Below are 25,246 nucleotides of genomic sequence, written 5' to 3'. Positions count from 1 at the left end.
GGTTTCGGCCCTACCCCCGAAGCTCTCGCCTCTACCGATTCGCAGTAATCTGTGTGCCGCCCCCGCCGCGCATCCGACCTCGGAAGTGAACCGATGAACCGCTTGACCCTGCCGGTCTCGATCCTCGCCTGTACCGCTCTGTTCGCCACCGCCGCCTGCGGCTCGTCGGAGAACGACTCCGACGCCGCTCCGGACGCGGAGACCCCCGCCGCCCCCGATGAGTCGCCGCTCCCCGCCGAAGTGGACATCGACGGCGTCGAGGGCGCCGTGCTGCACACCAGCGCGGGCGACATCGAGGTGGAGCTGTACCCCGAAGAGGCCCCCATCACCGTGGCCAACTTCGTGGGTCTGGCCGAGGGCGATCTGGCGACCAACCCCGAGACCGGCGCGGACGAGTTCTACGACGGCACGATCTTCCACCGGGTCATCCAGGACTTCATGGTCCAGGGCGGAGACCCGCAGGGCAGCGGTCGGGGCGGTCCCGGCTACCAGTTCCAGGACGAGTTCGAGTCCGGTCTGACCTTCGACGACCCCGGGATCCTCGCCATGGCCAACTCCGGCCCGGGCACGAACGGCTCCCAGTTCTTCATCACGGTCGCCCCCACCCCGCACCTGAACAACATGCACACCATCTTCGGCAAGGTCGCGGACGAGGAGTCGCTGGAGATCGTGAACGAGATCTCCACCGTCGAGACCGACGGCAACGACCGCCCCACCGACGACATCGTCCTGGAGTCGATCACCGTCCAGCGCGCCGGCTAGCCGAGGCCCCGCCCGAGACCAGGGCCGGCACCCCCTGGAGTGGGGCCGGTCCGCGGTCTCCTACCTTCAGCGTCGGCGTTTGGCCATGGCCGCGCGGGCGCGTTCGACGGCGGGTCCGATCTCCTCGACGAGCCGGTCGATGTCCTCTCGGGTGGAGGTCCGTCCGAGGGACAGGCGCAGGCTGCTGAGCGCGGTCTCGGGGGCGGCGCCCGTGGCCAGCAGCACGTGGCTGGGCTGGGCCACCCCGGCCGAGCAGGCCGAGCCGGTCGAGCAGGAGACGCCGCGGGCGTCGAGGAGCATGAGCAGGGCGTCGCCCTCGCATCCGGGGAAGGACAGGTGGGAGATCCCCGGCAGCCGGCGGTCGAGGTCGCCGTTGACGACCACGTCGGGCACGACTCGGCGTACCCGGTCCTCCAGTTCGTCGCGGAGCTCTTTCAGGTGCGCGACGTGTTTCTCGCGGCCCTCGACGGCGAGGCGTACGGCGGTGGCCAGGCCTCGGGTGAGGGGCGCGGAGAGGGTGCCGGAGCGGATGTCGCGTTCCTGGCCTCCCCCGTGCAGGACGGGGGTCGGGGCGAGGCCTCGGGCCACCACGAGGGCTCCGGTCCCCACCGGGCCGCCGAGTTTGTGGCCGCTCAAGGTCAGCGCGCCGACCCCGGACGCGGCGAAGTCGACCTCTTCGACGCCGATCGCCTGGACCGCGTCGGTGTGGAAGGGCACCCCGTACTCGGCGGCGACGGCGGCCAGTTCTCGAACCGGTTGCAGGGTGCCGATCTCGTTGTTGGCCCACATCACCGACACCAGGGCGACGGACGCGGGGTCGCGTTCGATGGCGGCGCGCAGCACGTCGGGTTCCACCCGGCCCCGGGCGTCCACGGGGAGCTCTTCGCAGAGGGCCCCTTGGTGGTCGGCCATCCAGCGGGCGGGGTCGAGGGCGGCGTGGTGTTCCACGGCGCCGATGAGGATCCGGGTCCTGGCGGGGTCCTCGGCGTGCCGGGCCCAGTAGAGGCCCTTGATCGCGATGTTGTTCGACTCGGTCCCGCCGGCGGTGAAGACGACCTCGTGCGGGGTGGCGCCCACCGCGTCGGCGATGTGTTCTCGGGACTCCTCGACGACACGGCGGGCGGACCGGCCGTGCGCGTGGAGTGAGGAGGGATTGCCGAGGGCACCGAGCTGCGCCGCCACATCGGCGATCACCTCGGGGCGGACCTCGGTCGTGGCTGCGTGATCCAGATACACCATGGCGCATTCCAGGATACGTCCGGCGCCCGGGGGCTTCGGGCCCCGGCCCCCGGGCCCGGGCTTTTCCACAGGTCGGTCTCCGTTCCGGCACCGGCCGCCCCGGCCCGATAACCTTGTGTCATGCCTGACTCCGTGCCCACGCCTCCCCGACCGACCGACGTCCCCGCCGGGGAGCACTGGCCCGCGCCTCGCGCGGACAGCCCGGTACGGGCCCGTGTCCGCCTGCCCGGTTCCAAGTCCGTGACCAACCGGGCCCTGATCATCGCCGCGCTCGCGGAAGGGCCCTGCGCGGTACGCCGCCCCCTGGTGAGCCGGGACAGCGAGCTGATGGTGGGCGCCCTGCGCGCGCTCGGCACGCGGGTCGAGGAGGTCCCCTCCGACGATCCGGACACCCCCGACCTCGTCGTCACCCCGGCCCCGCTGCGCGGACCGGCCTCGATCGACGTGGGCAACGCCGGAACCGTCATGCGCTTCGTCCCACCGGTGGCCGCCCTGGCCGACGGTCGGGTGGACTTCGACGGCGATCCGCGCGCGCGGGAACGGCCGGTGGACGAGCTCCTCCGCGCGCTGCGCGCCCTGGGCGCCCGTATCGACGACGAGGATCGCGGTGCCCTGCCGCTGACCATCCACGGCACGGGGTCGGTGCGCGGCGGCGAGGTCACGTTGGACGCCTCCGGTTCCTCCCAGTTCGTCTCGGCCCTGCTGCTCGCGGGGGCCCGGTTCGACGAGGGGGTGCACGTACGCCACGAAGGGCCGCCCGTGCCCTCCCAGCCGCATCTGGACATGACGGTGGAGATGCTGCGGGCCGCCGGGGCCGCGGTCACCACCGGTGAGAACTCCTGGAGGGTGGAGCCCGGCCCGCTCCGGGTCTCGGAGATCGCCGTGGAGCCGGATCTGTCCAACGCGGCGCCCTTCCTGGCGGCGGCCCTCGTGAGCAAGGGCGAGGTCACCGTCGAGGGCTGGCCGGAGCACACCACCCAGCCCGGTGACGTGCTGCGCGAGTTGTTCACCCGTATGGGCGGCGAGGTCTCCCGTTCGGGTGACCGGGGCGAGAACCTGACCCTGCGCGGTACCGGGGCGATCCACGGCATCACCGCCGACCTGCGCGACGTCGGGGAGCTCACCCCGACCATCGCCGCCGTGGCGGCCCTGGCCGATTCCCCCTCCCGACTGACCGGCATCGCGCACCTGCGCCGGCACGAGACCGACCGGATCGCCGCCCTGGCCGCCGAGATCAACCGCCTGGGCGGGGACGTCGAAGAGCTGCCCGACGGCCTGGTGATCCGTCCTCGACCGTTGCACGGCGGGGTCTTCCACTCCTACGACGACCACCGGATGGCCACCTCCGGAGCGGTGATCGGGCTCGCGGTGCCCGGGGTGGAGGTGGAGAACATCGCCACCACGCGCAAGACGATGCCCGACTTCCCCGGCCTGTGGGCGGAGGTCCTGTCATGAGCCGCACCCGGGGCGGTGGGCGTCACCTGGACGAGGACGACATCAGGGTGCGGGCCCGGGGCGGTTCCCGCCCGCGCACCCGTAAACGGCCCAAGCACGAGGACGCCCGTGAGGGCCTGGTCACCGCGGTCGACCGTGGGCGCTACCGCTGTCTGGTGGACGGCGTCCCCGTCGTGGCGATGAAGGCCCGTGAGCTCGGCCGCGGCTCCATCGTGGTCGGCGACCGTGTGGACGTGGTCGGCGACCTGTCCGGCCGACCCGACACCCTGGCCCGGGTGGTCCGGGTGCGCGAACGCGCCTCCGTCCTACGAAGGACCGCCGACGACACCGACCCGGTGGAACGGGTGATCGTCGCCAACGCCGACCAGCTCGCCATCGTCTGCGCCCTGGCCGACCCGGCCCCGCAACCGCGTTTCGTGGACCGTTGCCTGGTGGCCGCCTACGCCGCCGGGCTGGAGCCGCTGCTCTGTCTGACCAAGGCCGATCTGGCCTCCCCCGATGAGATGTTGGCCATCTACCGGCCGTTGGGGCTGCCCTACGAGGTCCTGGAACCGGACGAGGGGTTGGAGGAGCTGCGTTCGCGTCTGGCCGGGAGGACCACGGTGTTCGTGGGTTCCTCCGGTGTGGGCAAGTCGACCCTGGTCAACCGGCTGGTGCCGGGCACCGACCGGGCCGTCGGGCATGTCAACGCCGTCACCGGTCGAGGCCGGCACACCTCCACCTCGGCACTGGCGCTGGAGTTCGAGGGCGGCTGGCTGATCGACACCCCGGGGGTGCGCAGCTTCGGTCTGGCGCACATCGGACCCGAGGAGATCGTGCGGGGCTTCCACGACCTGGACGAGTTCGCCGCCGACTGTCCGCCCGACTGCACCCACCAGGCCGACGCCCCCGATTGCGCCATAGGCGCGGCTTTGGATCGGGGCGAGGCCGACCCGGACCGGGTGGCCTCGCTGAGACGTCTGCTCTCCAGTCGTGAGGGCGAGGACGACTCCGAGCCCGCTCCGCAGAGCCCGACGCCCTGACACCGCCGGGGTGGCCGCGTCGAGCGGCCCCGGCCCCGGAGAGCCGTGCGAGCGCCGTTCTCCGGAGCGCTGGTCTCCCGGCCGATACCACCCGGAACAGACCCCTCACCATCACCAGAGGTAGGTGGAGGTCCGGGTCTCAAGGGCGCCGGCCCGTCGCCGTGCCCGTGGTCAGCGGTCGACCGGGGGCAGGATCCCGTGCACGACCATCTCGACCCTCCGCGCGGCCAGGTCCGGGTCGATCGGCTGAAGCGAGTACGAGACGAGCAGGCGAAGGGTGACGTCGGCGACCGTCTCGGCGACCCAGGGATCGGCGTTCGGACAGTGTTCGCGCAGGGTGCGGTGGATCCGTTCGCCCAGGGCGTCCAGGAGCGGTTCGGAGCGGGTGGTGAGCACGGGGAGGAGTTCGTCGTCTCCGGTGACCACGGCCCGCAGCAACGGGTTGTCCCGGGCGCCGAGCAGCACCATGCGGATGGTGCGACCGACGGCGTGCGCTGGATCGTGACCGTCGGCCTCCAGTACACGTTCGACGGTGTCCATGAGCGCGTTGACCTCGCGTACCACCACGGCCTGGAGCAGCCCCTCCTTGCTCCCGAACACGTTGTAGAGGGTCTGCCTGGACACCCGGGCCGCGCGGGCGATGTCGACCATCCTGCGGCCGCCCCAGTGGCCCGCCAGCACCTCGGTGTAGGCGGCGTCCAGCAGCCGTTCCCGGGCGCCGGCACCCGCTCCCGCGCGTCCGTCTCCGCTCACGGTCCCCATGGCCTCATCCTCACATCCGCTCCGCCGCCCTCGGGTGGGCGCGGGGCGGGAACACGTGTTCCGTTTCGGGCGCCGTTCCCCGGATTCGACGCACACAGGGCAGGGTAGGCGTTCGCGGCACAGGTCATCACACTCCGGTCACGCGCCGGCCCCGCTTTGGGCATGAGCCTTCCCGGGACGGTAGCGTTACCCGCCATGGGGTCCTTTGACGATGATCTGCGGCTGGCACACGTGCTCGCCGACGCTGCCGACGACATCGCGCTGAAGCGTTTCCGCTCGCTCGACCTGGTCGTGGACACCAAACCCGACCTGACCCCGGTCACCGAGGCCGACCGTATGGTCGAGGAGACCCTGCGAGGGGTGCTCTCGCGCGCCCGTCCCCGTGACGCGGTGGTCGGCGAGGAGTTCGGCAAGAGCGGCAACAGCAACCGGGTGTGGGTCATCGATCCCATCGACGGCACCAAGAACTACGTGCGGGGCGTCCCGGTGTGGGCGACCCTCATCGCCCTGCTCGAGGGCGATCGGCCCGTGGTCGGCCTCGTGTCCGCTCCGGCTCTGCACCGGCGCTGGTGGGCCTCACAGGGCGGGGGCACGTGGGCCGGGCGGAACCTCTCCAAGGCCACTCGCTGCCAGGTCTCCCAGGTCACCGAACTCTCGGACGCGTCGCTGAGCTTCTCCTCACTGACCGGCTGGGAGGAGCAGGGGCGGTTGGAGTCGTTCCTGGGACTCACCCGCTCGGTCTGGCGGACCCGCGCCTACGGCGACTTCTGGTCGCACGTGATGGTCGCGGAGGGTGTGGTGGACATCGCCGCCGAGCCCGAGCTGTCGTTGTGGGACGCCGCGCCGCTGCCGATCATCCTGGAGGAGGCCGGTGGTCGCGCCAGTGCTCTGCGAGGGCAGGGTTTCGAGGACGGCGGCCCTCTGGTGTGCACCAACGGGGCCCTGCACGAGCAGACCCTGACCTGGCTCAACGGGGGCCCCACCCCGCTGCGCCGCCCCTGAACCGACACCGACGGGCACGTTCCGCACTCGAAAGAACACGTCGAGTAGTAATGTGCGCTGTGTGCTGACCACAACAACCCGTCTCCCACGTACGGTCGTGCTCTGCGGAGCGGCCCTCCTCCTGGCCACCACCGCCTGCGCGGAGGGCCACGGCAAGAGCCCCATGGAACTCAGCGAGATGATCGCCGAGTCCGTACGCGACTCCGCCGACACACGGATGCCGGGCCTCGGGGTGGCCGAGGCCCACTTCGAACCGGACGGTTTCTCCTGCGATCCGGCCGTCGACCCCGAGGTCCCCGGTCTCTGGCGCAGCCACGCGCCCCGGGAGACCGTCATGGACGAGGCCTCGGTCGAGCTGGGGCTGATCGACGCCGACCACGAGCGTTCCGGCACCGTCTTCGCCACCGTCACCGATCCGGAGGGCGGAACCGCGACCGCCGAGGCCGAGCTCGCCTCCGACGAGTGGACCGGCCTCGTCTACCCCGACGACTTCGACGCCGCCCCGCTCCGGACCGGCGTGTACACGGTGATCTGGTCCGACGCGGCCGAGGGGGCCCGTATCACCTGCGACGGTTTCGAGGTCGGCTGAGAGCCGCTCACGCCCCCGCCCCTTCGGATACGTGCGTGGCGTAAGGGACTTTCGAACGGTCCTGTAGAAAAATCCTCCCAGAGTGAACCGAAACCCCTCGGTCCCGCGATGGGTCTGTTGTCAGCCCGCCTTCGTGGGCCACCCCGGCGCCGCCGAAGCCGCGCCGGGTCCTACAGACACACACGGGAAGGGGCCCAATGCTGCGTTCCCTCACCGCCGGGATCCTGCTGGCCTTCGCCGGTTCCCGGGCCAACGTGGCCCGGACCATCCTGTCCTGCGCGGGGATCGTCGTCGGTGTCGGCGCTCTGATCATCGTGGTCACCGCCGGCGACCTCGGGCAGCGCTACGCCACCGCCGAGAGCGAGGCCAACGCGGGGCGAGCCGCCACCATGGAGGTGACGTCCTTCTCCGCGGTCACCGACATGGCCGCCTACGAGGAGGACATCGCGCGCGCCGGGGCCGAAAAGGTCTCGCTCTCCCAGATGCCCGCGCAGAGCGCCGTCTTCCGGAACGGCGACGAGACCCTCGACTACGTCGACCTCACGGCCGTGGACGTGTCCATGGCCGAGATCCGCCGGATCAACATCCTCCAGGGGCGTTGGTTCACCGAGGCCGACCTGGGCTCCCAGGCCCCGGTCCTGGTCGTGAACCAGGCGCTCGGGGACATCATCGGCGACAGCACCGAGATCCAGATGGGCACCGACCGCTGGATCGACGTGCGCGTGGTCGGCGTCTCTCAAGGGTCGGCCTTCGACGGGGACTGGTACAGCGCCTACCTGCTGCGTTCCCCGATCACCGAGGAGATGATCTTCGGCCCCACCTGGGACGCCGAGGCCGGCGGCATGTCACCGGGCGAGAGCGAGCTGGGGGTCACCCACGTCGCCCTCCTCGACCCCGCCGACAGCGCCGCCGAGGACATGGACAACGGTGAGGAGTTCACCGAGCGTCTGTCGTCGGCGAAGTGGCGGTGGAGCGCCGACGGCCGCCCCGACCTCATGATCTATCGGGCCGACTACGCGGAGCAGACCCAGGAGCTCATCGACATCATGTCGTGGGGTCTGATCGGTATCGCCGCCATCACCCTCACCACCGGCCTGCTCGGCGTCCTCAACGTCGGGCTGGTCACCGTCCGGGAACGACGGCGCGAACTGGCGACCTACCGCGCCTTGGGCGCGAGCCGGTTCACCCTGTTCGTGGCGGTGGTCATGGAGGCCGTCGTGGTGGCCGTGGTGGCCGGGCTCATCGCCCTGCTCCTGTCGTTCGCCCTGGTGGCCGTCGCGGGGGCCGTCATCGGGAACTTCGTCGCGCTGCCCCCCGATATCGCCATGGTGGTGCCGCCGTCGGCCGTACTGGTCGGTCTGGGCAGCGCCGCCTTCGTCGGGCTCTTGGCCGGGATCATCCCCGCGATCCGGGCGCTGCGCGCGTCCGTCGTCGCAGGGCTGCGGGAATAGGAGAACAAGTGAAGAAGTGGATCATCGTCGGCGCCGTCACCGTCCTCTTGCTGGGACTGGTCGGCTCGGGCTACCTCCTGCTGTCGCGGTCCGGAGCCGACCCCTCGGACGAGGACTTCATCGGGACCGCCTCCGACGTGAGCGGAGAGCCGGTCGAGGTCGAGTTGGGGACGGTCAGCTCCGTACTGGTGCTGGACGCCATCGTCCGCGCCGAATCCGGGGAGAAGGTCCGGGCCCGTCAGGGCGGGACCGTCACCCATCTGTGGTTGAACGACGGCGCGAGCGTGGACAAGGGCGCTCCGGTCGTCAACGTCTCCCTGCCCGCCGAGGGCGGGGCCGTCGAGGGTGAAGACGGGGAGGAGGACGCCCCGGCCACTCGTGAGGTGACGTTGTACGCGCCCGCGAGCGGCACCCTGTCCGGCCTGGACGACGTCCTGGTCGGTGACGTGCTGGAGCCCGGGGCCACGGTCGCCACGGTCTCCAGCGGGAAGTTCCAGGCGGTGGCCCAGGTCCCGGCCAACGACCTCTACCGGTTCTACGACGACCCGGGCGAGATCATGCTCAAGATCGACAAGGGTCCGCCCGCCGCGGAATGCGAGTTCATCGGGCTCGGCGCCGGGAACGACTCCTCCTCCGAGGGGGACGACGAGACCGGCGGCGGCGAGGGCGGCGGCTCCGAGCTGTCCTGCCGGGTCCCCTCCGACCTGACCGTCTTCGACGGTGTGCAGGGCAAGCTGTCGGTGAGCACCGGCGAGGCCGAGAACGTCATCGTGATCCCGGTGACCGCCGTGCGCGGCAACTCCGAGTCGGGCGAGGTCATCGTGATCGGCGACGACGGCTCCGAGGAGGTCCGTGAGATCTCCCTGGGTCTGTCCGATGGGAACTTCCTGGAGGTCACCGAAGGTCTGAGCGTGGGCGAGAAGGTCATGGACCCGATCCCGCTCGACCCGCGTTTCGACATCCCCGAGGAGCCCATGGACGAGTTCGACGAGGAGTTCGATGAGGACTTCGACGAGGACTTCGAGGACCCGGAAATCGCGGAGGAGAGCTAGATGTCGTTCGAGGCTCCCCACCTGCTCCCCACCCCGGTGCGTTCACCCGCCTCTCCGCTGCTCCGGGTGGAGGGGCTGACCCGGCACTTCATGGTGTCGGGCGAACGCATCGACGTGCTGCACGACTGCACCTTCGACGTCGCCCGCGGCGAGGTCGTCGCGATCATCGGGCAGTCCGGGTCGGGCAAGTCCACGCTGCTGAACGTGCTGGGTCTGCTCGACCGGCCCAGCGGCGGGTCCTACGTCTTCGACGGGGTGGACACCACCGGCCTGCGCGAGGGATCGAGGTCGCGGTTGCGCGGTGACGGGATCGGCTTCGTCTTCCAGCAGTTCCATCTGTTGGAGCGGCGGACCGCGCTGTCCAACGTGGGGGTGCCGATGGTGCTCTCCGGGGTGCCGCTACTGCGTCGTCGGGCCCGCGCCAAGGAGCTGCTGGAGTCGGTGGGGCTGGGTCACCGGCTGCACTCTCAGCCGCACCAGCTCTCCGGCGGTGAGCAGCAGCGTGTGGCCTTGGCGCGCGCGTTGAGTCGTGACCCCGCCCTGATCCTCGCCGACGAGCCCACGGGCGCTCTGGACGCCGCCAGCAGCACCATGATCATGGACCAGTTGATCGAGCAGGCGCGGGACCATGACGCCGCCGTGGTCGTGGTGACCCACGACCCGAAGGTGGCCGAGCGGGCCGACCGTATCGTCGAACTGGTGGAGGGCCGCACCCGCTGAGCGTGATCCCGTGCGGACCGACCCTCCGGTCCGCACGGGATCCGCGGTCCCCCTCGGATTCGAGGTATCCGCGCACGAGAAAGCGCCGGTCGGATTTCTCCGACCGGCGCTTTTCCTGGTAGCGGGGACAGGATTTGAACCTGCGACCTCTGGGTTATGAGCCCAGCGAGCTACCGAACTGCTCCACCCCGCGTCGTTGTGTTCTCCACTTTAGGGCATTCACTCTCGGGTGGCAAATCCGTTCCGACTTCCGCCGAACCGGTGGAGAACCCACCCGACCTCGATCGATCACTCGATCTCGACCCTCATCCCACCGTGTGGAAAACCCCGGAAGGACATTTCCGATTTTCACCGGGGTGAAAAGTCGGAAAAAGTACCGGACCCGGGATTTCTCCCGGGTCCGAACCTGGTAGCGGGGACAGGATTTGAACCTGCGACCTCTGGGTTATGAGCCCAGCGAGCTACCGAACTGCTCCACCCCGCGTCGTTGTGTTCACTACGTTAGCGTGCCCACGCGGTGAACGCCAAATCGACGGCCGGAGACGCCGGACACCCCGGACACGAGAGCGGGGCGGGACCCGTCCGGATCCCGCCCCGCGTCACGGCCTCGCCCCGAAGGGGCGAGGACTAGTTCTCGCCCGCGGCCTCCTCGAGGGCCTCCAGAGCGTCGCGCAGACGCTCGTTGGCCTCCTCGTTGGCGTTCTGGGCCTCCTCCCAGGCCTCGACGGCCTCGTTGAGGGCGTCGGTGAGGTCCGAGGGTTCGGAGCCCGCCTCGGAGGTCTCGTCGTCCCCGGTGGACTCCTCGGAGCCCTCGTCCGGGTCCGGAAGCGGACCCTCGCCGCCCTCGAACAGGTTGTTCAGGGCGTCCTGGAGGTTGCTGCCGATCGCGACCTCCTCACCGAAGCCGACCATGACCTGCTGGAGCAGCGGGAAGGACGCGGCTCCGCCGCCACCGGCCTGAACGTAGAGGGGCTCCACGTAGAGCAGACCGCCGGCGAACGGCAGGGTCAGCAGGTTGCCTCGTGTCACCTCGGCGTTGGACTGCTCCAGCGGGAGCAGCACCTCGCGCACGTCGGCGTCGGAGTCGAAGGCGTTCTGCACCTGGCCGGGACCGAAGATCACCGTGCTTCGAGGCAGTTCCAGCAGTTTGAGCTTGCCGTACTCGTCCGACTCGGGGTTGCTGTCCACCGCCATGAACGCGGCCAGGTTCTCACGGTTACGCGGCACGAACGTGGTGGTCAGCGAGAAGCTCGGCTCCTCGGCGCCCGGGAAGTTGATGGTCTGGCGGTAGGGCGGCTCGGAGACCTCCCCCTCCTGGGTCGGGTCGTTGGGGACCGTCCAGAAGTCCTGACCACCGTAGTAGGACGCGGCGTCGGTGACGTGGTACTCGCGCATGATCTCGCGCTGCACCTTGAACAGGTCGTCCGGGTAGCGCAGGTGCTGGACGAGCTCGTCGCTCATCTCGTCCCGGTCGACGATCGTGCCCGGGAAGGCACCCTGCCAGGTCTGGAGGACCGGGTCGTTCTCGTCCCACCCGTACAGGGTGACGGTGCCGTCGTAGGCGTCGACGGTCGCCTTCACCGAGTTGCGGATGTAGTTGACCTCGTTGCCGGGCAGCGCGCCGACCTGCTGGGCCGAACCGTCCGTGAAGGTGTCGGTCACCGCCTGGGTGAAGTCGATGCGGTTCGCGTACGGGTAGCCGTCGGAGGTGGTGTAACCGTCGACGATCCACACGACACGACCCTCGACCACCGCCGGGTAGGGGCGGCTGTCGACGGTGAGGAACGGGGCGACCTTCTCGACACGGTCCAGCGGGTCGCGCTCGTAGAGGATGCGCGAGTCGCTCGTGATCGCGCTGTTGAGCAGGATGCTCGTTTCCTGGTACTTGATCGCGAACAGGATGCGGTCGAAGAAGTTGTTCAGCGGCACGCCGCCGTCACCGTCGTAACGGTTGTAGGCCTGGGAGCCGCTGGCGGTGTCGCCGTCCTCGCCCTCCTCGGTGGCCTCGGCGTCCGCGTCCTGGGACTCGTCGGCGCCGTCGGCCGGGGCGCGGGCCTCGTCCGAGTCCGGGCTCGGGCTGGATTCCACGGCGTCCTCGAGCGTGGGGACGTCGGGTTCCTCGGCCTCGGGGTCGAGGGGGTGGTCGTACTCCTCCTCGGCCTGGACGATGACGTAGTCGGCGCCCTCGCGGCCGTAGTAGATACGCGGCTCGTACTCGCCCACGACGTCGCTGAGCTCACCACGCGGCGGGATGTTGTACTCGGTGAAGACCGGGCGGCCCTCGTTGTCGATCAGGTTGCCCGCGGCGGCGACCATGCCGTAGCCGTGGGTGTAGATCAGGTGCCGGTTGAGCCAGTTGTCCTGGTCGGCGGGCGGACCGTCGAGTTCGCGGACGGCGACGATCGTGTCGATCAGGTTGCCGTCGGCGTCCGGATAGCGGTCGACCTCCAGCACGTCCGGGAACTGGTAGAAGCCTCGGACCTGCTGCATCTGCTGGAAGGTCTGCGAGACCACGGCCGGGTCGGCCAGACGCACGCTGGGGATGGTGTCGGCCTCGGCCGCCAGCTCCTGAGGGGTGAGCTCGGTGGTGGCGTCGTAGTCGATCACCTCGGTGTCGGCGATCCCGTACGCCTCGCGCGTGCTCTCGATGTTGCGCTCGATGTAGGGGCTCTCCAGGCGCTGCTCGTTCGGGTTGACCTGGAAGCGCTGGACGATCTCGGGGTAGGCCACGCCGACGACCACCGCGGACAGCACCAGCAGACCGAGAGAGGCCACCGGGATCATCGTGTTCTTGAAGACGATGTTGGCGAAGAACAGGAGCGCGCAGATCACCGAGATGACGGTGAGGATGGTCAGCGCGGTCTTGACGGCGTTGACGTCGGTGTAGGAGGCGCCGAAGGTGTAGCCGCGGTTGGAGAAGACCAGTCCGTAGCGGTCGAGCCAGTAGGAACCGGCGCGCAGCAGCACGAAGAGGCCCAGCAGCACCGACAGGTGCACTCGGGCCGCGGGGGTGGCGCGCTGGCCGCTGTCGTTCTGGAGACGCACACCGCCGTACAGGTAGTGGACGATGACCGCGGCGATGAACGCCAGGATGACCGCCGCGTACATGTAGCCGAGCAGGATCCGCAGGAACGGATAGGTGAACGCGAAGAAGGCGATGTCGATGCCGAACTCGGGGTCGTTGACGCCGAAGTCCACGCTGTTCACGAACTGGAGGTAGACGCGCCAGTCACCGCTCGCGGCGGCTCCGGACAGGAGCGCCAGGGCGCCCACCGCGATCCAGAAGAAGAGCTTGCGGTGCGGGTCGATGGACTGGCGGTAGCGGTCCAGCCCCTGCTGTTCCAGGCTCATCGGCCGGATGCCGGGCCGGGCCCTGTAGGCGAAGAAGATGCTCGCGCCGACGATGACCGCCATCACCAGTGCGGCGACGGCGAACAGCAGGACACGGGTCCACAGCTCGGTCAGGAAGACCGAGGTGTAGCCGATGGCGTTGAACCACTTGTAGTCGGTCCAAAAGTTCGCGGCGAGCATCAATCCCGCGATGATGACGACCACGGTCGCCGCGACTGGCGCGAGCAACCTTGATCGGCGAGGCATACGCGCAGGTGGTGCGCCGGGCGATCGGAAGCTCACGCCTCCCCCTCGTTCTGGCTAGGTGCGTTCTGGTGCGCGTGTGGCGCCTTATTGGTGAAAACTTATGCGGTGGCCCCCGGGTTCCCGAAATCCCCCATAGGCAGGTGACAAGGCTGCATCGTTGGGGTATCGGAGTCGCAAACGGACGGCCCCCACGCGACCCTACTGCCGGCGAACGGGCGCGGCGAGGTTCCCACATCGGCCACCATGGAAACGTGTCGAACATTCGCGAAGCCGTCATGGACCTGGAACGCCACGCCGCCGAACAGGGGTGGGACCGACCGTTGGGGCTGTACGCCCTGGTACCGACCTCGGAGCTGCTGACAGCGGAGCCCGCTCTGGCCGGTCTGCTGGGGATCGACTCCCCCGCCGACCCGGACGAGCTGACCCCGGTGGAGCAGGAGGAGCTGCCCGGAGACGTCCCGTTGGAGGAGGCCCTGGGTCGCATCCTGTGGCCCGAAGGGGTGGCCGGCTGCGCGCTGGTCATGGAGCGCCTGGTGGTGAAGGGCTCGGACGAGACCCTGGCCGCCGGCGAGGACCCCGCGCTCTCAGGAAAGGAGACCGAGGAGATCCGGATGGTCGCCGGCGTGCTGCGCGACGGCTCCCGCCACTGCGCGATGCGGATGCGCAGTCACGACAGCGAGTCCGAGGTGCTCAACGGCCCGGACCTGATCCCGGCCCTGACCTCCGCCCTCGCCCTCACCCTCGACCTGGAGGAGTAGTACACGCGACCGTGGGTCCGCGATCTTCCACAGCAACCCCCGTGGGCGATGTGGGAGATCGCGTGACCGTTACACCCTGCCGGGGCTGAGGCCCGAAAGTGTTTGCTTTGCGCCTCCGCTTCGCTTCGGCGCGTGTTCGGGCGCCAAGGGAGGGAGCGTTCTTCATCCTCGTCCACGCCTACGCTCGTACCTCGCGGGCGGCTCGACTCGTCTTGCAGAACACTCCCGGCGCCCGAACGGGCAACCCCCCGTGGTTGATGCAGGAGACCGCGTACAGCGACCCCCTGTGGCGAGGTAGGAGACCGCGTGACCGCTACACCCTGCCGGAGCCGAACCCCGAAGCGAACACCGCTATTCGCAGCGGGGGAGGTCGTCGCCGCCGTCACGGATGGTCTCCAGGGCGTTCACGGCGTCGGTGAGGGTCTCCACCCGCACCACCTCCAGCTCGCCGTAGGCGGCGGACTGGGCGACCTGGGAGCAGCTGTCGGCGGCCACGAGGAAGTATTCGGCGCCGTCGCGCTTGGCGCTGACCATCTTCTGCGGGATGCCGCTGATCCCGCCGACGGTGCCGTCGGAGGTGATGGTGCCGGAGCCAGCGACGTGGGCGCCGCCGGTGAGGCCCTCCTCGCTGAGGCGGTCGATGATCCCGAGCGCGAACATCATTCCGGCGCTGGGGCCGCCGATCTCGCCGACGGAGATGTCGATGTCGACGGGGAAGTCCATGTCGTCGGCGATGAGGATGCCGACGGCGGCGGTGTCGCCGTCACCCTCGACCGTGTCGAGCTCGACCTCGAGCTCGTCGCCGTCGCGGTCCAGCAGGAGGGAGACCGGATCGCCGGGCTCGCGGGCCCCCACGTGTTCGACGACGTAGGCGCTGCCGACGAGCTCTTCCGGGTCACCGCCGCTGGTGCTGGTGGGGACGGTCTCGCCGTCCACCTCCAGGATGCGGTCCCCGGGCTCGACGACGCCCTCGGCCGGCATCCCCTCGACGGCGTCGGCGACGAGGGGGATCGCCTCGTAGTCGATGTCGAGCTGGTTGAGGGCGGCGGCGGTCGCGTCGGTCTGGGAGTCGTTCATCTGGACGGTCTGCCTCTGGCTGACCTCCTCCGGGGAACGCCCGGCGGGGAACAGCAGCTCCTCGGGCAGGACCGCCTGACTCGGCGAGATCCAGGCCGAGACGAGGGTGAAGAGGTTGAGCCGGTGCTCGGGTCCGCCGGCGTACTGGACGGTCACCATGGACAGTGAGCCGTCGTGCTCGTAGCTCTCGGCGCCGTCGACGCCGATGATCGGCTCTCCGTCGTCCTGTTCTCCCAGGGTGTCGAGGGTGACGCCCGGAGCCGCGACCAGGTAGGGCATGGGCAGCAGGAGACTGCCGTACCCGAGCCCGACGAGCAGGGCGAGTGCGGCGACCAGGGTCATGACGCGACGAAGCATGTGCACACCTTAGAGCCCCCGCCGGACCGTCGGTGATCGGCCACCCCCGACTCGGGGGCGTCGGTTCAGGGGCTCGGAACGTCCCGGATCAGGGAGATCCGACCCATTCGGTCGCGCCGTCCTCGAAGGCCTGGTTCTTCCAGATGGGCACCTGGGCCTTGAGGTCGTCGATGAGTCGACGGCAGGCCGCGAAGGCCTCCTCGCGGTGCTCGGCGGCGGCCGCGACGACCACGGCGAGGTCGCCGATCCGCAGGTCGCCGACCCGGTGCGCGGCGGCCATCCGGACGACGGGGCGGCCGGCCACGGAGGTGTCGCTCAGCACCTTCTCCATGACCTCGCGCAGGCGGGCCTCGACGGTCGGGTGCGCGGAGTAGGACAGGGCGGAGACGTCCCGTCCGTGGTCATGGTCGCGCACGGTCCCGATGAAGACCGCCGTGCCGCCGGCCCGGGGGTGGGCCACCGCGGCCAGGACCTCGTCGACGGACAGAGGGGTGTCGCGTACTACCGCGAGAGTGATCTCTTCCACAGGTGAACCGTATCAATCGGTCGGTCGCGTGCGCGGCCGCCGGTACGACGTCACGCGCGTTCCGAGCTCTCGCCCTCGCGGGGCGGTGACTCAGGATCTTCCGCGTTTGCGCAGGTGGCGGATGGCGGCGGCGGTACCGATCGCGGCGGCCGCGGCTCCGGCGGCCCCCGCGGCGGTGATGGTGACCTCCTTGCGCCCCAGGGTGCGTCCGGCGATCGCGTGCTTGCCGTCGCGGGATTCCAGCAGGACCCCGAGCGCCGACTCGTTGTCGTGCTCGGGTTTCCATCCGGCCTCGCGCAGGGAGGCGCAGTCCACCACACACGGGTAGACGAGGAACTTGATCTCGCCGGCGGCGGCCGGGGTGATACGGGCCTGGTGCAGGCGTCGGACCGCTCCGAAGGCGAGGTTGGCGGCGACCTCGAAGTGCTTCATCCCGGCGATCTCCTCGACCTCGCTCTGGCTCAAGGAGCCTTCGGAGGCCACGGCGACCACGCCGTCGCTTCCGGTCACCCCGTGCAGGGCGCAGAAGGCCAGGGCGGAGGTCAGGTCGTCCTGGTGGCAGAACTGCCAGTGCTGTTCGTGCCCCTTGACGGTGAGCAGCCGGGGCGCGGAGAAGTGGCGGCTCAGAAGGGTGTCGAGGTCCGGGCCGACGAGGGGCGCGGGGCGCACCACGGTCACCGTCAGGCCAGGGTGGGCGCGGCGCGCGCGTTCGGCCAGCTCCTCGACCTCGGCGAAGTCGCCCATGAGGCCCTCGCCGTTGTCCGAGACCCGGGTGGAGTTCTCGGGCAGCGGCACCGGGTTGTCCGGTGCGGCCCCGTAGACCATCGTGCTGGTGACCAGGACCACACGGGGGACCCCGGCGGCGGCAGCGGCGGTCAGGACGGTCTGCGCGGCCAGGATGTTGTGGCGCCTGCGACGCGCGGGGCGGGTCTCCAGGGAGCGGTCGTCGGCGGTGTGCACGAGGACGTCGATCCCGTCGAGTCGCCAGACCAGGGCGGGGTCGCAGACGTCGGCGATGCGCCAGGTGACGTCGCGCAGGTCGGCGAACTCCCCGTCGATCGCGATCACTTCACGGGCCCGGATGGAACCTTCCGGCGTGGCCAGGCGTTGCACGAGGAGCCGGCCCATCCCGGAAGCGGCACCGGTGACCCCGACCACCGGTCCCGCCGCACGTGAAGGGCTGTGCTCTGGGCGAACCTGGCTGCTTTCGGTATTCACTCCGGGCGACTCCCAGCTAACGTGACAGTGGAGACCAAACCTAATCCTGCCTGAGGTCTGATTGTGAGCGACCTGCCTTTCGGTTTCAGCATGCCGAACGATCCCGATGACGAGTCCGGACGCCGTTCAGGCGACTCCGGCTCGGGTGCCGGCAGCGGCCGCCCGGGCGGGGGGGACTCCGGAACGCCGGACGGTTTCCCGTTCGGCGACCCGCAACAGATGGCCGACATGCTCCGCCGCTTCGCGGACATGATGTCGTCCCAGCCCTCCCCCGGTTCCCCCGGGGAGAGCGCGACGTCCTCGACGTCCGGCATCAACTGGGACATGGCCAAGAACATCGCGCGGCACGCGGTGTCCCAACAAGGGGACCCGAGTGTGCCGCCCGCCGACTATGCCCGGGTGGAGGAGGCGCTGCGCCTCGCCGACCTGTGGCTCGACCAGGCTACCGACCTTCCTTCGGGGGTGCAGACGGCCCAGGCCTGGAGCCGCTCGGAATGGATCGAGCGGACGATGGACGCGTGGGCGCAGCTGTGCGACCCGTTGACCGCCAAGACCGTCCAGGCCATGGGGCAGAACCTGCCCGAGGAGATGTCCACCATGGCCGGTCCGCTGCTGGGGATGATCCAGCAGATGGGCGGCATGATGGTCGGTCAGCAGGCCGGTCAGGCCATCGGTGGCCTGGCGCAAGAGGTGATCGGCACCGCCGACATCGGCCTGCCTCTGGCCGGTGAGGGCAACGCCGCCCTGCTGCCCTCGGGGGTGGCCCGCTTCAGCGAGGGTCTGGAGATCCCCGACGACGAGGTGCGGCTGTACCTGGCGGCGCGTGAGGCCGCCGTGCACCGCCTCTACTCGCACGTTCCGTGGCTGCGTTCGCACGTGTCCCGTCTGGTCGAGGAGTACGCGGCCGGGATGTCGTTCGACGTGAGCGGCCTGGAGGACCGGCTCGGTGAGATCGACCTCACCAACCCGGAGGCGCTCCAGGAGGTCATGTCCGGCGGGATGGGGGCCGAGGGCCTGCTCCAGCCGGAGGACACCCCCCAGCAGAAGGCCGCCCTGACCCGACTGGAGACCACGCTCGCCCTGATCGAGGGCTGGGTGGCGACCGTCGTCTCGGCGGCCGTGGCCGAGCGGCTTCCGCACGCCGGGGCGCTCGCCGAGACCACGCGACGTCGTCGTGCCACCGGCGGCCCCGCCGAGCACACCTTCGCCGCCCTGGTCGGTCTGGAGCTGCGGCCGCGCCGACTGCGCGAGGCCGGTGCGCTCTGGAAGGCCCTGGAGGAGGCCCGTGGGGTGGAGGGCCGGGACGCCGTATGGCAGCACCCGGACCTGATGCCCACCGGCGCCGACCTGGACGATCCCGAGGCGTTCGTCGCCGGGGGCTCCGACGAGGGCCCGGACTTCGACATCTCCTCGTTGACCGGCCCCGAGGGGCCGTCCGACTCCGGCGCGGACGAGGACGACCGCGGGGACGACGGCCGTAAGGACGACAGGGGCGAGGGCGGCGCGTGAGCCTGCGTGAGGACGCCCGGGCGGTACTGACCGCCTGGGCCGCCCCCGACCCCGGCCAGGAGGCGCTGCGCGTCTCCTACCTGGAGCATCTGGACGCCCATGAGGACGCCATGTGGCGTGACTGTCTGCCGGGGCACCTGACCGCGAGCACCGCGATCATCTCCGCGGACGGGGACCGGGTGGCGTTGGTGCTGCATCGGATCCACCGGATGTGGTTGCAGACCGGTGGTCACTGCGAGAGCGACGACGCCACCCTGGCCGAGGCGGCTCTTCGTGAGGCCGCGGAGGAATCGGGGATCGTCGGTCTGACGTTGCTACCCGCTCCGGTGCGGCTGGACCGGCACACGGTGCCGTGCGGCGGCGGCAGCGTCCATCTGGACGTGCAGTTCGCCGCGGTGGCCCCCGACGACGCGGTACTGGTACGGGATCCGGACGAGTCGGCGGGCCTGGGGTGGTTCCCGGTCGATTCTCCGCCCGAGCCCACCGACGATTCCGTGCGCGACCTGGTGCGCGCCGCCGTGGTGGCCGTTCGGGACCATGGTCCGGTACGCCCCTGAGGAGTATCCGTGTCCTTGATCACCGTCGTCGTCATGGTCGGCGGCCTGGTCACCACCTGGCTCGTCCGGCGTTCCCGTCGTGCTCTCGCGCGATTGCTGCTCGATGAGCGCGCCGGACGGGTCGGGGCGGCGGAGGCCGCCCGCCTCCGGTTCGAACACGTGCGCCGCTCGTTCCTCGTGGGACGGGCGGCCTGTGGTCTTCTGGCGGTGCTGATCGTGGCGGTCGTGGGCCGGGCCGCGGTCTCGGGTTCGTGGGGCGCCGCGACCGGCTACTACGTCGCCGCGTTCGGCGCGCTGCTGCTGGCGGGTCTGGTCATGCTCTGGCGGGTCCACACCGATCTGCGTCGTTCCCGGGCGGCCTTGGAGGGCTGACCCCGTCTTCTGAGGGGGCTCACCCTTCCAGGGTGTTCCGGCCGGTCTCCAGATCGTCCTCGTCGTCGTGGACGCACCCTTCGGACCGGCTGCCCGCGCTGTACCCCTCGAGGTAGCCGCGTGCGCGGTCGGCCTTGGGGTAGCGACGTACCAGTTCCCAGAACTCGCGACCGTGGTTGGGGTGGTGCAGGTGGGCGAGTTCGTGGACGAGGACGTAGTCGACGACCCAGGAGGGCATTCCCGCGATCCGGCGGGAGATGCGGATGTCCCCGGTCTCGGGGGTGCACGAGCCCCAGCGGGAGTTCTGGTTGTCGACCCAGCGGACGCTGGCGGGCAACCTGGTCCCGTCGAGGTGGCGTCGGGCCAGTTCGACGGCGCGTTCGTGGAGTTCGCCGTCGCCGGGGCGGCGGCGGTCCTCGCGTGCCTCCAGTCTCCGCAGCATCTGATCCACCCAGCGCTTTTCCTCTGCGCGGGAGAACGTCGCGGGTACGAGGACGACCGTGGTGTCCCCGTCACGGTAGGCCGACACCGTACGTCGACGACGGGGACTGCGCCGTACCTCGATTCTGGTGTTCGAGGGCACGAACTTTACGGTAGCCGAGGGAAGCGTTTCCGAACAGGTGTGCCCTGTTCTGATATGTCACCGGGATAGCGTTTTGTTCGAGTGGTCCGTACGGGCCGCGCGAGCCCCCCTCGGGTCGGATCTCCCCAGAACAGAGGGGTTCTCGTGGCTCCGAGGCACCATCCTCCACTCGGAACACGGCCCCCCGAACCCCCTCTTGGTTATGAAAAAGAGACCGGACGGCCCCGTGTCGGGTGCCGTCCGGTGCTATCGGATGCCATGTCGGCCGTCTCTCGACGTCAACACAGCCTCGACCACGCGATTTCCATGATCGCCTCTTCCGCACGACGCTCCTCGCGCTGACGGGCGCGCAGGTGCCGGGCGCCGAGCCTTCTGGCCAGACGCTCCCGGGGCTCTTCCTCGGTCCGTTCCACCATGCGCATGAGTTCCTGCATCATCGTTCTTCGAGTCCTTCGGTTCGTGTGGGAGTTGATTCGGTGACGGGTCAGGCCGCGACGGGGGCCGGGTTCTTCCGGGGCCGGCCGCGAGGACGCTTGCGCGCCACCACCTGGCCGGAGACGAGCAGCTGCCCGCCCCAGACGCCCCACGGCTCACGCCGTTCGAGAGCGTCCGTCAGACACTGTTCACGGATGGGGCAGTCACCACAGATCGCCTTCGCGGCCTCGACGTCGGCCGGAGCCTCCGCGAAGAACAGGTCCGGCTCGAGACGGCAAGGGATTTCGACCTCACCCAGCTGGGGCGTTACCAGGACCGACGCAAGCATCGGTGCCCTCCAAGATCTTTGATCGTTCGTACAACGCGGTCGGTGTTCGGTCACCGGAACCGGTCCGGTGAGGGACCTGGACTTGCGATGTCGCCGTCGTTCCGCCGTCCCCGGGGGACGGAGGTACTTCACGGAGATACAAAGAAAGCCGCGGGCCCCTGTGCTGGGGTCCGCGGCCACGGAGTGGAACTTCCGACCTCTAGGCCGGAATCCTCCGTGGACACTCCCCCAGTGCGCCGTACAGGCGCGGGGTTTCGCTCGAGGCGTGGACGTCACCGGTGTGCTCACCGCGATCAAGGGCGAGCTCGGACTCGTCACGCAGCAGAGCCATGACGGCACCGGTTTCGGACACACGGGTCCCCTGCGGCGCGGGCTGGGATCCATTGGCCAGCCTGACGCCGATGACGGACTCGCCACCGAAGGTGCGCATACGGATGCCGGTGAAGGCGCCCTCGAAGGCGCCACCGCTCAGGTCGGTGCCCTCGATCAGGTGAGTCATGGGCGAACGCCAGGTAGCGGCGAAACCGGTGCACTGCTCGTTCTTCGTGCTCATCAGATGGGACACCTCCTTCTACGTCGGGCACGGGGTCTTGCACCCGTACCGAGAGCGGTCATGACGACGCTGTACACATTACGGCCGCCCAAGAAAGACGGCAACCCATTTTTGACCTGCGAAAACGACCGCATCCGGCCAGAAGTTCACGGGAATGCCGAAGGGGCCGCGGGTGTTGCCCGCGGCCCCTTCGGTCGCTCTCTCCGAGATGGGTTCCGATCAGGTCCAGCCCTCGGCGTCGACGACCCGGATCAGGCCCTCCTGCACCACCGAGCAGACCAGTCGGCCGTCCCTCGTGTAGACCAGTCCCCGCGCCAGACCCAGCGCCCCCTGCGCGGTCGGGGACTCCTGCGCGTACAGCAGCCACTCGTCGGCGCGGAAGGGGCGGTGGAACCACATGGCGTGGTCGAGGCTGGCCATGGAGATGCCCGCGAACGAGCGGCCGTGTCTCAACAGGACCGTGTCCAACAGGGACATGTCGGAGGCGTAGGTCATCAGGCACACCTGGGTGAGACGGTCGTCGGGAAGCCTCCCGTCGACCTTGAACCACACCGGGTTGGTGGCGGTGCGCAGCTCGGGGTCGCGTTCGGCCTCGAAGGACATCGCGCCCACCGGCCTCGTCTCGATGGGGTGCCAGTGGACGAAGCTGGGCACCTTGCCGAACGCCTCGCGCAACCGGTCCCGGGTGCTGAGCAGCTCCTCGGGCGGAGGGACGTCGGGCATGGGGATCTGGTGGTCCAGGCCCGGTTCCTCCTTGTGGAAGGAGGCGGACAGGGTGAAGATCGGCTTGCCGTGCTGGATGGCCACGACCCTGCGGGTGGTGAAGGAACGCCCGTCACGGACCCGGTCGACCTCGTAGACGATCGGCACCGACGGGTCGCCCGGCCGTATGAAGTAGGCGTGCAGAGAGTGCACGTGGCGCTCGGCGGGCGTCGTCCGTCCCGCCGCCACCAGCGCCTGCCCCGCGACCAGGCCGCCGAAGACCCGCTGAGGCCCGGCCGACGGGCTGCTGCCCCGGAAGATGTCGGCCTCGATCCGTTCCAGGTCGAGCACCTTCAGCAGCTCGGTCAGCGATTGACCCACGCGCCCGTCACCGTCGCGTTCACTCATCCTCTTCCTCTCCGTCACCGGCGACCGTCTCCTCCGGGTCGCGGCCCGCCACGAGCGCGAGCACCGCCTCACCGTAACGATCCAGTTTGACCGACCCGACCCCGGACACGGCGGACAGCCGGGACACGCTCCCCGGCTCCTGCTCGGCGATGGCCTGGAGGGTCGCGTCGGTGAAGATCACGTAGGCGGGCACCTTCTGATCCCGCGCGGTCAGCCGTCGCCATTCGCGCAGGCGTTCCAGCAGCGCCTCGTCGTAGGTGGAGGGGCAGTCCAGGCAGCGGCCCAACTTGCGTTCGACGGCGTCGGTGAGCGCGTCGGAGCACACCCGGCAGCGCACGACGCCGCCCTTGCGCCGGTCGCGGCGGCCCGGGGTGCTGGGCGAGGCGGGGCGCAGTCCGTCGAGGAAGCGCGAGGGCTTGCGGGACTTGCGTCCACCGGGAGAGCGGGCCAGGGACCAGGACATCACCAGGTGCTCGCGGGCCCGGGTCACCCCGACGTAGAAGAGCCGACGCTCCTCCTCCACCTGGTCGTCGGTCTCGGCGTAGATGATGGGCATCATGCCCTCGGTGAGCCCGACGAGGAACACCGCGTCCCACTCCAGGCCCTTGGCCGCGTGCAGGGAGGCGAGGGTGACCCCCTCGAAACCGGGCGCGTGTTCGGTGGCCATGCGCATGTCGATCTCGTCGACGAGGTGGGCCATGGTGGCCCTGCCCCCCGCGGAGCCGGCCTTGGCGGCGACGTCCTCCGCCAGCTGGGCCAGCGCCGACAGCGACTCCCAGCGTTCCCGCGCCCGACGCCCCTCCGGGGCCTGCTCGACCAGCCCGAGGGGGGCGAGCAGGTGACGCACCGTCCGGACGAGGGGCTCGTCCTCCCCGTCGGCCGCGCCGTGGCGTGCCCCCCGCAGCAGGTGCACGGCCTCGCGGATCTCGGGGCGTTCGAAGAACCGCTCGCTGCCGCGCACGGTGAAGGGAACGCCCTGGTCGCCGAGGGCCTGTTCGTAGGCGGCCGTCTGGGAGTTGGTGCGCATCAGCACCGCGATCTCCCCGGCGGGCACCCCCTCCTCCAACAGGACGCTGATCTTGCGGGCGACACCGGTGGCCTCGGCGGGCTCGTCGTCGTACTCCTGGTAGATCGGGTCCGGCCCGTCCGGCCGCTGGGCCCGGAGGGTGAGGTGGTGCGCCGAGGTCGCCCCCTTGGCCTGGGCGATGACGTGGTTGGCCACACGCACCACCTGGGGGGTCGAACGGTAGTCGCGGACCAGCCGCACCAGGGTGGCGTGCGGGTAGCGGTCGCCGAAACCGGTCAGGTAGTCGGGGGTGGCCCCGGTGAAGGAGTAGATGGTCTGGCTGGGGTCGCCGACCACGCACAGGTCGTCGCGGTCGCCCAACCAGGCGTCCAGGAGGAGCTTCTGGAGCGGGTTGACGTCCTGGAACTCGTCGACGACGAAGTAGCGGTACTGGTCGCGGACCCTCTGGGCGATCTTGGGGCTCTCGTTGATCATCGCCGCGGTGAGTTCGAGGACCGACTCGAAGTCGATGAGGTGCTCCTCACGGCACAGCTCCTCGTAGGCCTCGAAGACCCGCGCGACCTCTCCCTCGGGAAGCGGTGACTGGCGACCGGCCTTGGCCACGGCCTTGTCGTAGTCACTGGGCCGTACCTGGGTGACCTTCGACCACTCGATCTCCCCGGCGAGGTCGCGCAGACCGGTCCGGTCCGGCTGCTGGCCCACCGAGTGGGCGGCGCGGGCCACGGCCTGGACCTTGCTCTTGATCAGGTTCGGTTTGGCCCCGCCGACGGCCTCCCCCCAGAAGAAGCCGAGCTGGCGCAGGGCCGCGGAGTGGAAGGTGCGGGCCTGCACCTTGGGGGCGCCGAGCGAACGGAGACGGCCGCGCATCTCGCCCGCGGCCCGGGCGGTGAAGGTGACCGCGAGGACCTGCTGTTCGGAGACGACCCCACCGGCCACGGCGTGCGCGATCCGGTGGGTGATCGCCCGGGTCTTGCCCGTGCCGGCACCCGCCAGGATGCACACGGGGCCACGAAGCGCTCGTGCCGCCTGGGTCTGTTCGGGGTCCAGTCCCTCCAGGACGCGGTCGGGGTCCATGCTGCTCCTGCGTATGGTCGGACGGGTGGGTCTGGACGGTCAGTCTCTCAAGTATCGGCGGTCACAGGGAGCGAACGGTCCCGCGCGGCACCCCGGGAGACGGAACGATCC

Annotated in this window: 24 protein-coding genes and 2 tRNA genes; 12 read left to right on the top strand and 14 right to left on the bottom strand. The window is 70.1% G+C overall.

The features are described from left to right. Positions 1–93 precede the first annotated feature (93 nt). Positions 94–762, top strand: coding sequence for a peptidylprolyl isomerase (locus U9J66_RS11245; RefSeq protein ID WP_161110570.1), 669 nt, complete (start codon positions 94–96; stop codon positions 760–762). A gap of 66 nt (positions 763–828) precedes the next feature. Here the strand turns inward: U9J66_RS11245 and U9J66_RS11240 are convergent, their stop codons facing one another. Continuing rightward, positions 829–2,001, bottom strand: a complete 1,173-nt coding sequence (locus U9J66_RS11240) for a cysteine desulfurase family protein (RefSeq protein WP_017533496.1) — start codon at positions 1,999–2,001, stop codon at positions 829–831. A gap of 120 nt (positions 2,002–2,121) precedes the next feature. Here U9J66_RS11240 and aroA point away from each other — a divergent pair, with 120 nt between their 5' ends. Next, positions 2,122–3,456, top strand: coding sequence for a 3-phosphoshikimate 1-carboxyvinyltransferase (gene aroA / locus U9J66_RS11235; RefSeq protein WP_161110571.1), 1,335 nt, complete (start codon positions 2,122–2,124; stop codon positions 3,454–3,456). Then, on the top strand, positions 3,453–4,478 hold the full coding sequence (gene rsgA / locus U9J66_RS11230; protein WP_014910152.1) for a ribosome small subunit-dependent GTPase A: 1,026 nt from the start codon (positions 3,453–3,455) through the stop codon (positions 4,476–4,478). The genes aroA and rsgA overlap by 4 nt, the downstream gene beginning before the upstream one ends. A gap of 171 nt (positions 4,479–4,649) precedes the next feature. Here the strand turns inward: rsgA and U9J66_RS11225 are convergent, their stop codons facing one another. Then, positions 4,650–5,240, bottom strand: coding sequence for a TetR family transcriptional regulator (locus U9J66_RS11225; protein ID WP_326337635.1), 591 nt, complete (start codon positions 5,238–5,240; stop codon positions 4,650–4,652). A gap of 195 nt (positions 5,241–5,435) precedes the next feature. Between U9J66_RS11225 and hisN the strand changes: the two genes are divergently transcribed. The 5 genes from hisN (at position 5,436) to U9J66_RS11200 (ending at position 10,054) form a co-directional block, all read left to right on the top strand. Then, complete coding sequence (gene hisN / locus U9J66_RS11220) at positions 5,436–6,242, top strand: histidinol-phosphatase (RefSeq protein WP_161110573.1); 807 nt, start codon at positions 5,436–5,438, stop codon at positions 6,240–6,242. 61 nt (positions 6,243–6,303) lie between these two features. Continuing rightward, on the top strand, positions 6,304–6,831 hold the full coding sequence (locus U9J66_RS11215; protein ID WP_326337633.1) for a hypothetical protein: 528 nt from the start codon (positions 6,304–6,306) through the stop codon (positions 6,829–6,831). Between the two features lie 197 nt (positions 6,832–7,028). Continuing rightward, positions 7,029–8,282, top strand: a complete 1,254-nt coding sequence (locus U9J66_RS11210; RefSeq protein WP_326337632.1) for an ABC transporter permease — start codon at positions 7,029–7,031, stop codon at positions 8,280–8,282. An 8-nt stretch (positions 8,283–8,290) separates the two neighbouring features. Further along, positions 8,291–9,334, top strand: a complete 1,044-nt coding sequence (locus U9J66_RS11205; RefSeq protein WP_161110575.1) for a peptidase M23 — start codon at positions 8,291–8,293, stop codon at positions 9,332–9,334. Beyond that, on the top strand, positions 9,335–10,054 hold the full coding sequence (locus U9J66_RS11200; RefSeq protein ID WP_014912314.1) for an ABC transporter ATP-binding protein: 720 nt from the start codon (positions 9,335–9,337) through the stop codon (positions 10,052–10,054). A 116-nt stretch (positions 10,055–10,170) separates the two neighbouring features. On the opposite strand, the gene U9J66_RS11195 is transcribed toward U9J66_RS11200, so the two are convergent. The 3 genes from U9J66_RS11195 to U9J66_RS11185 form a co-directional block, all read right to left on the bottom strand. Further along, positions 10,171–10,247 (bottom strand) — tRNA-Met (locus U9J66_RS11195). A 214-nt stretch (positions 10,248–10,461) separates the two neighbouring features. Then, positions 10,462–10,538: transfer RNA gene (locus U9J66_RS11190), tRNA-Met, on the bottom strand. A 143-nt stretch (positions 10,539–10,681) separates the two neighbouring features. Beyond that, a complete protein-coding gene (locus tag U9J66_RS11185) occupies positions 10,682–13,609 on the bottom strand; it encodes a UPF0182 family membrane protein (protein ID WP_017533490.1) in 2,928 nt (975 codons plus the stop codon). A 293-nt stretch (positions 13,610–13,902) separates the two neighbouring features. On the opposite strand from U9J66_RS11185, the gene U9J66_RS11180 reads away from it, so the two are divergent. Beyond that, on the top strand, positions 13,903–14,409 hold the full coding sequence (locus tag U9J66_RS11180; RefSeq protein WP_234305828.1) for a PPA1309 family protein: 507 nt from the start codon (positions 13,903–13,905) through the stop codon (positions 14,407–14,409). Between the two features lie 351 nt (positions 14,410–14,760). Here the strand turns inward: U9J66_RS11180 and U9J66_RS11175 are convergent, their stop codons facing one another. The 3 genes from U9J66_RS11175 to U9J66_RS11165 form a co-directional block, all read right to left on the bottom strand. Beyond that, positions 14,761–15,828 (bottom strand): YlbL family protein, encoded by a 1,068-nt coding sequence (locus U9J66_RS11175; RefSeq protein ID WP_161112341.1) that lies wholly within the window; start codon positions 15,826–15,828, stop codon positions 14,761–14,763. A gap of 103 nt (positions 15,829–15,931) precedes the next feature. Beyond that, positions 15,932–16,369, bottom strand: coding sequence for a molybdenum cofactor biosynthesis protein MoaE (locus U9J66_RS11170; protein ID WP_014908295.1), 438 nt, complete (start codon positions 16,367–16,369; stop codon positions 15,932–15,934). Positions 16,370–16,459: 90 nt separating this feature from the next. Continuing rightward, the gene (locus U9J66_RS11165; protein WP_017533489.1) at positions 16,460–17,527 is read right to left on the bottom strand and encodes an NAD-dependent epimerase/dehydratase family protein; all 1,068 of its coding nucleotides are present in this window, start codon (positions 17,525–17,527) and stop codon (positions 16,460–16,462) included. Positions 17,528–17,650: 123 nt separating this feature from the next. On the opposite strand from U9J66_RS11165, the gene U9J66_RS11160 reads away from it, so the two are divergent. Genes U9J66_RS11160 through U9J66_RS11150 form a run of 3 tightly spaced genes read left to right on the top strand, consistent with a single transcriptional unit; the run spans position 17,651 to position 20,025 of the window. After that, positions 17,651–19,096 carry a zinc-dependent metalloprotease gene (locus U9J66_RS11160; RefSeq protein WP_014912046.1) on the top strand — a complete coding sequence of 482 codons (1,446 nt, stop codon included), beginning with the start codon at positions 17,651–17,653 and terminating at the stop codon, positions 19,094–19,096. Beyond that, positions 19,093–19,653, top strand: coding sequence for an NUDIX domain-containing protein (locus U9J66_RS11155; RefSeq protein WP_017533488.1), 561 nt, complete (start codon positions 19,093–19,095; stop codon positions 19,651–19,653). The genes U9J66_RS11160 and U9J66_RS11155 overlap by 4 nt, the downstream gene beginning before the upstream one ends. Before the next feature lie 9 nt (positions 19,654–19,662). Next, positions 19,663–20,025, top strand: coding sequence for a hypothetical protein (locus tag U9J66_RS11150; RefSeq protein ID WP_014912705.1), 363 nt, complete (start codon positions 19,663–19,665; stop codon positions 20,023–20,025). 19 nt (positions 20,026–20,044) lie between these two features. Here the strand turns inward: U9J66_RS11150 and U9J66_RS11145 are convergent, their stop codons facing one another. The 6 genes from U9J66_RS11145 to U9J66_RS11120 form a co-directional block, all read right to left on the bottom strand. Next, positions 20,045–20,608, bottom strand: coding sequence for a M48 metallopeptidase family protein (locus U9J66_RS11145; protein WP_014908245.1), 564 nt, complete (start codon positions 20,606–20,608; stop codon positions 20,045–20,047). A 278-nt stretch (positions 20,609–20,886) separates the two neighbouring features. Then, the gene (locus U9J66_RS11140) at positions 20,887–21,045 is read right to left on the bottom strand and encodes a hypothetical protein (RefSeq protein ID WP_017533487.1); all 159 of its coding nucleotides are present in this window, start codon (positions 21,043–21,045) and stop codon (positions 20,887–20,889) included. Between the two features lie 47 nt (positions 21,046–21,092). Continuing rightward, the gene (locus tag U9J66_RS11135; protein ID WP_014909219.1) at positions 21,093–21,371 is read right to left on the bottom strand and encodes a WhiB family transcriptional regulator; all 279 of its coding nucleotides are present in this window, start codon (positions 21,369–21,371) and stop codon (positions 21,093–21,095) included. Positions 21,372–21,570: 199 nt separating this feature from the next. Next, on the bottom strand, positions 21,571–21,924 hold the full coding sequence (locus U9J66_RS11130; RefSeq protein ID WP_036567764.1) for a hypothetical protein: 354 nt from the start codon (positions 21,922–21,924) through the stop codon (positions 21,571–21,573). Between the two features lie 219 nt (positions 21,925–22,143). After that, on the bottom strand, positions 22,144–23,034 hold the full coding sequence (locus U9J66_RS11125; RefSeq protein ID WP_017533485.1) for an acyl-CoA thioesterase: 891 nt from the start codon (positions 23,032–23,034) through the stop codon (positions 22,144–22,146). Further along, positions 23,027–25,135: an ATP-dependent DNA helicase UvrD2 gene (locus U9J66_RS11120; protein ID WP_014913426.1), complete on the bottom strand. Its 2,109-nt coding sequence runs from the start codon at positions 25,133–25,135 to the stop codon at positions 23,027–23,029. The genes U9J66_RS11125 and U9J66_RS11120 overlap by 8 nt, the downstream gene beginning before the upstream one ends. Between the last annotated feature and the right edge of the window lie 111 nt (positions 25,136–25,246).

Origin of the sequence: Nocardiopsis sp. LDBS1602, assembly GCF_035818715.1 — a bacterium.
Lineage (GTDB): Bacteria > Actinomycetota > Actinomycetes > Streptosporangiales > Streptosporangiaceae > Nocardiopsis > Nocardiopsis alba.
Note: the sequence above shows the minus strand (reverse complement) of the source record. Positions and strands in the feature narration are given on the sequence as shown.

Bases quoted from the DNA above. Each gene is read 5' to 3' on its own strand.
- hisN (WP_161110573.1), top strand. From the start codon at position 5,436: ATGGGGTCCTTTGACGATGATCTGCGGCTGGCACACGTGCTCGCCGAC.
- U9J66_RS11175 (WP_161112341.1), bottom strand. From the start codon at position 15,828: ATGACCCTGGTCGCCGCACTCGCCCTGCTCGTCGGGCTCGGGTACGGC.
- U9J66_RS11120 (WP_014913426.1), bottom strand. From the start codon at position 25,135: ATGGACCCCGACCGCGTCCTGGAGGGACTGGACCCCGAACAGACCCAG.
- U9J66_RS11245 (WP_161110570.1), top strand. From the start codon at position 94: ATGAACCGCTTGACCCTGCCGGTCTCGATCCTCGCCTGTACCGCTCTG.
- U9J66_RS11130 (WP_036567764.1), bottom strand. From the start codon at position 21,924: ATGAGCACGAAGAACGAGCAGTGCACCGGTTTCGCCGCTACCTGGCGT.
- U9J66_RS11200 (WP_014912314.1), top strand. From the start codon at position 9,335: ATGTCGTTCGAGGCTCCCCACCTGCTCCCCACCCCGGTGCGTTCACCC.
- U9J66_RS11240 (WP_017533496.1), bottom strand. From the start codon at position 2,001: ATGGTGTATCTGGATCACGCAGCCACGACCGAGGTCCGCCCCGAGGTG.
- U9J66_RS11225 (WP_326337635.1), bottom strand. From the start codon at position 5,240: ATGGGGACCGTGAGCGGAGACGGACGCGCGGGAGCGGGTGCCGGCGCC.
- rsgA (WP_014910152.1), top strand. From the start codon at position 3,453: ATGAGCCGCACCCGGGGCGGTGGGCGTCACCTGGACGAGGACGACATC.
- U9J66_RS11210 (WP_326337632.1), top strand. From the start codon at position 7,029: ATGCTGCGTTCCCTCACCGCCGGGATCCTGCTGGCCTTCGCCGGTTCC.
- U9J66_RS11140 (WP_017533487.1), bottom strand. From the start codon at position 21,045: ATGATGCAGGAACTCATGCGCATGGTGGAACGGACCGAGGAAGAGCCC.
- aroA (WP_161110571.1), top strand. From the start codon at position 2,122: ATGCCTGACTCCGTGCCCACGCCTCCCCGACCGACCGACGTCCCCGCC.
- U9J66_RS11125 (WP_017533485.1), bottom strand. From the start codon at position 23,034: ATGAGTGAACGCGACGGTGACGGGCGCGTGGGTCAATCGCTGACCGAG.
- U9J66_RS11135 (WP_014909219.1), bottom strand. From the start codon at position 21,371: ATGCTTGCGTCGGTCCTGGTAACGCCCCAGCTGGGTGAGGTCGAAATC.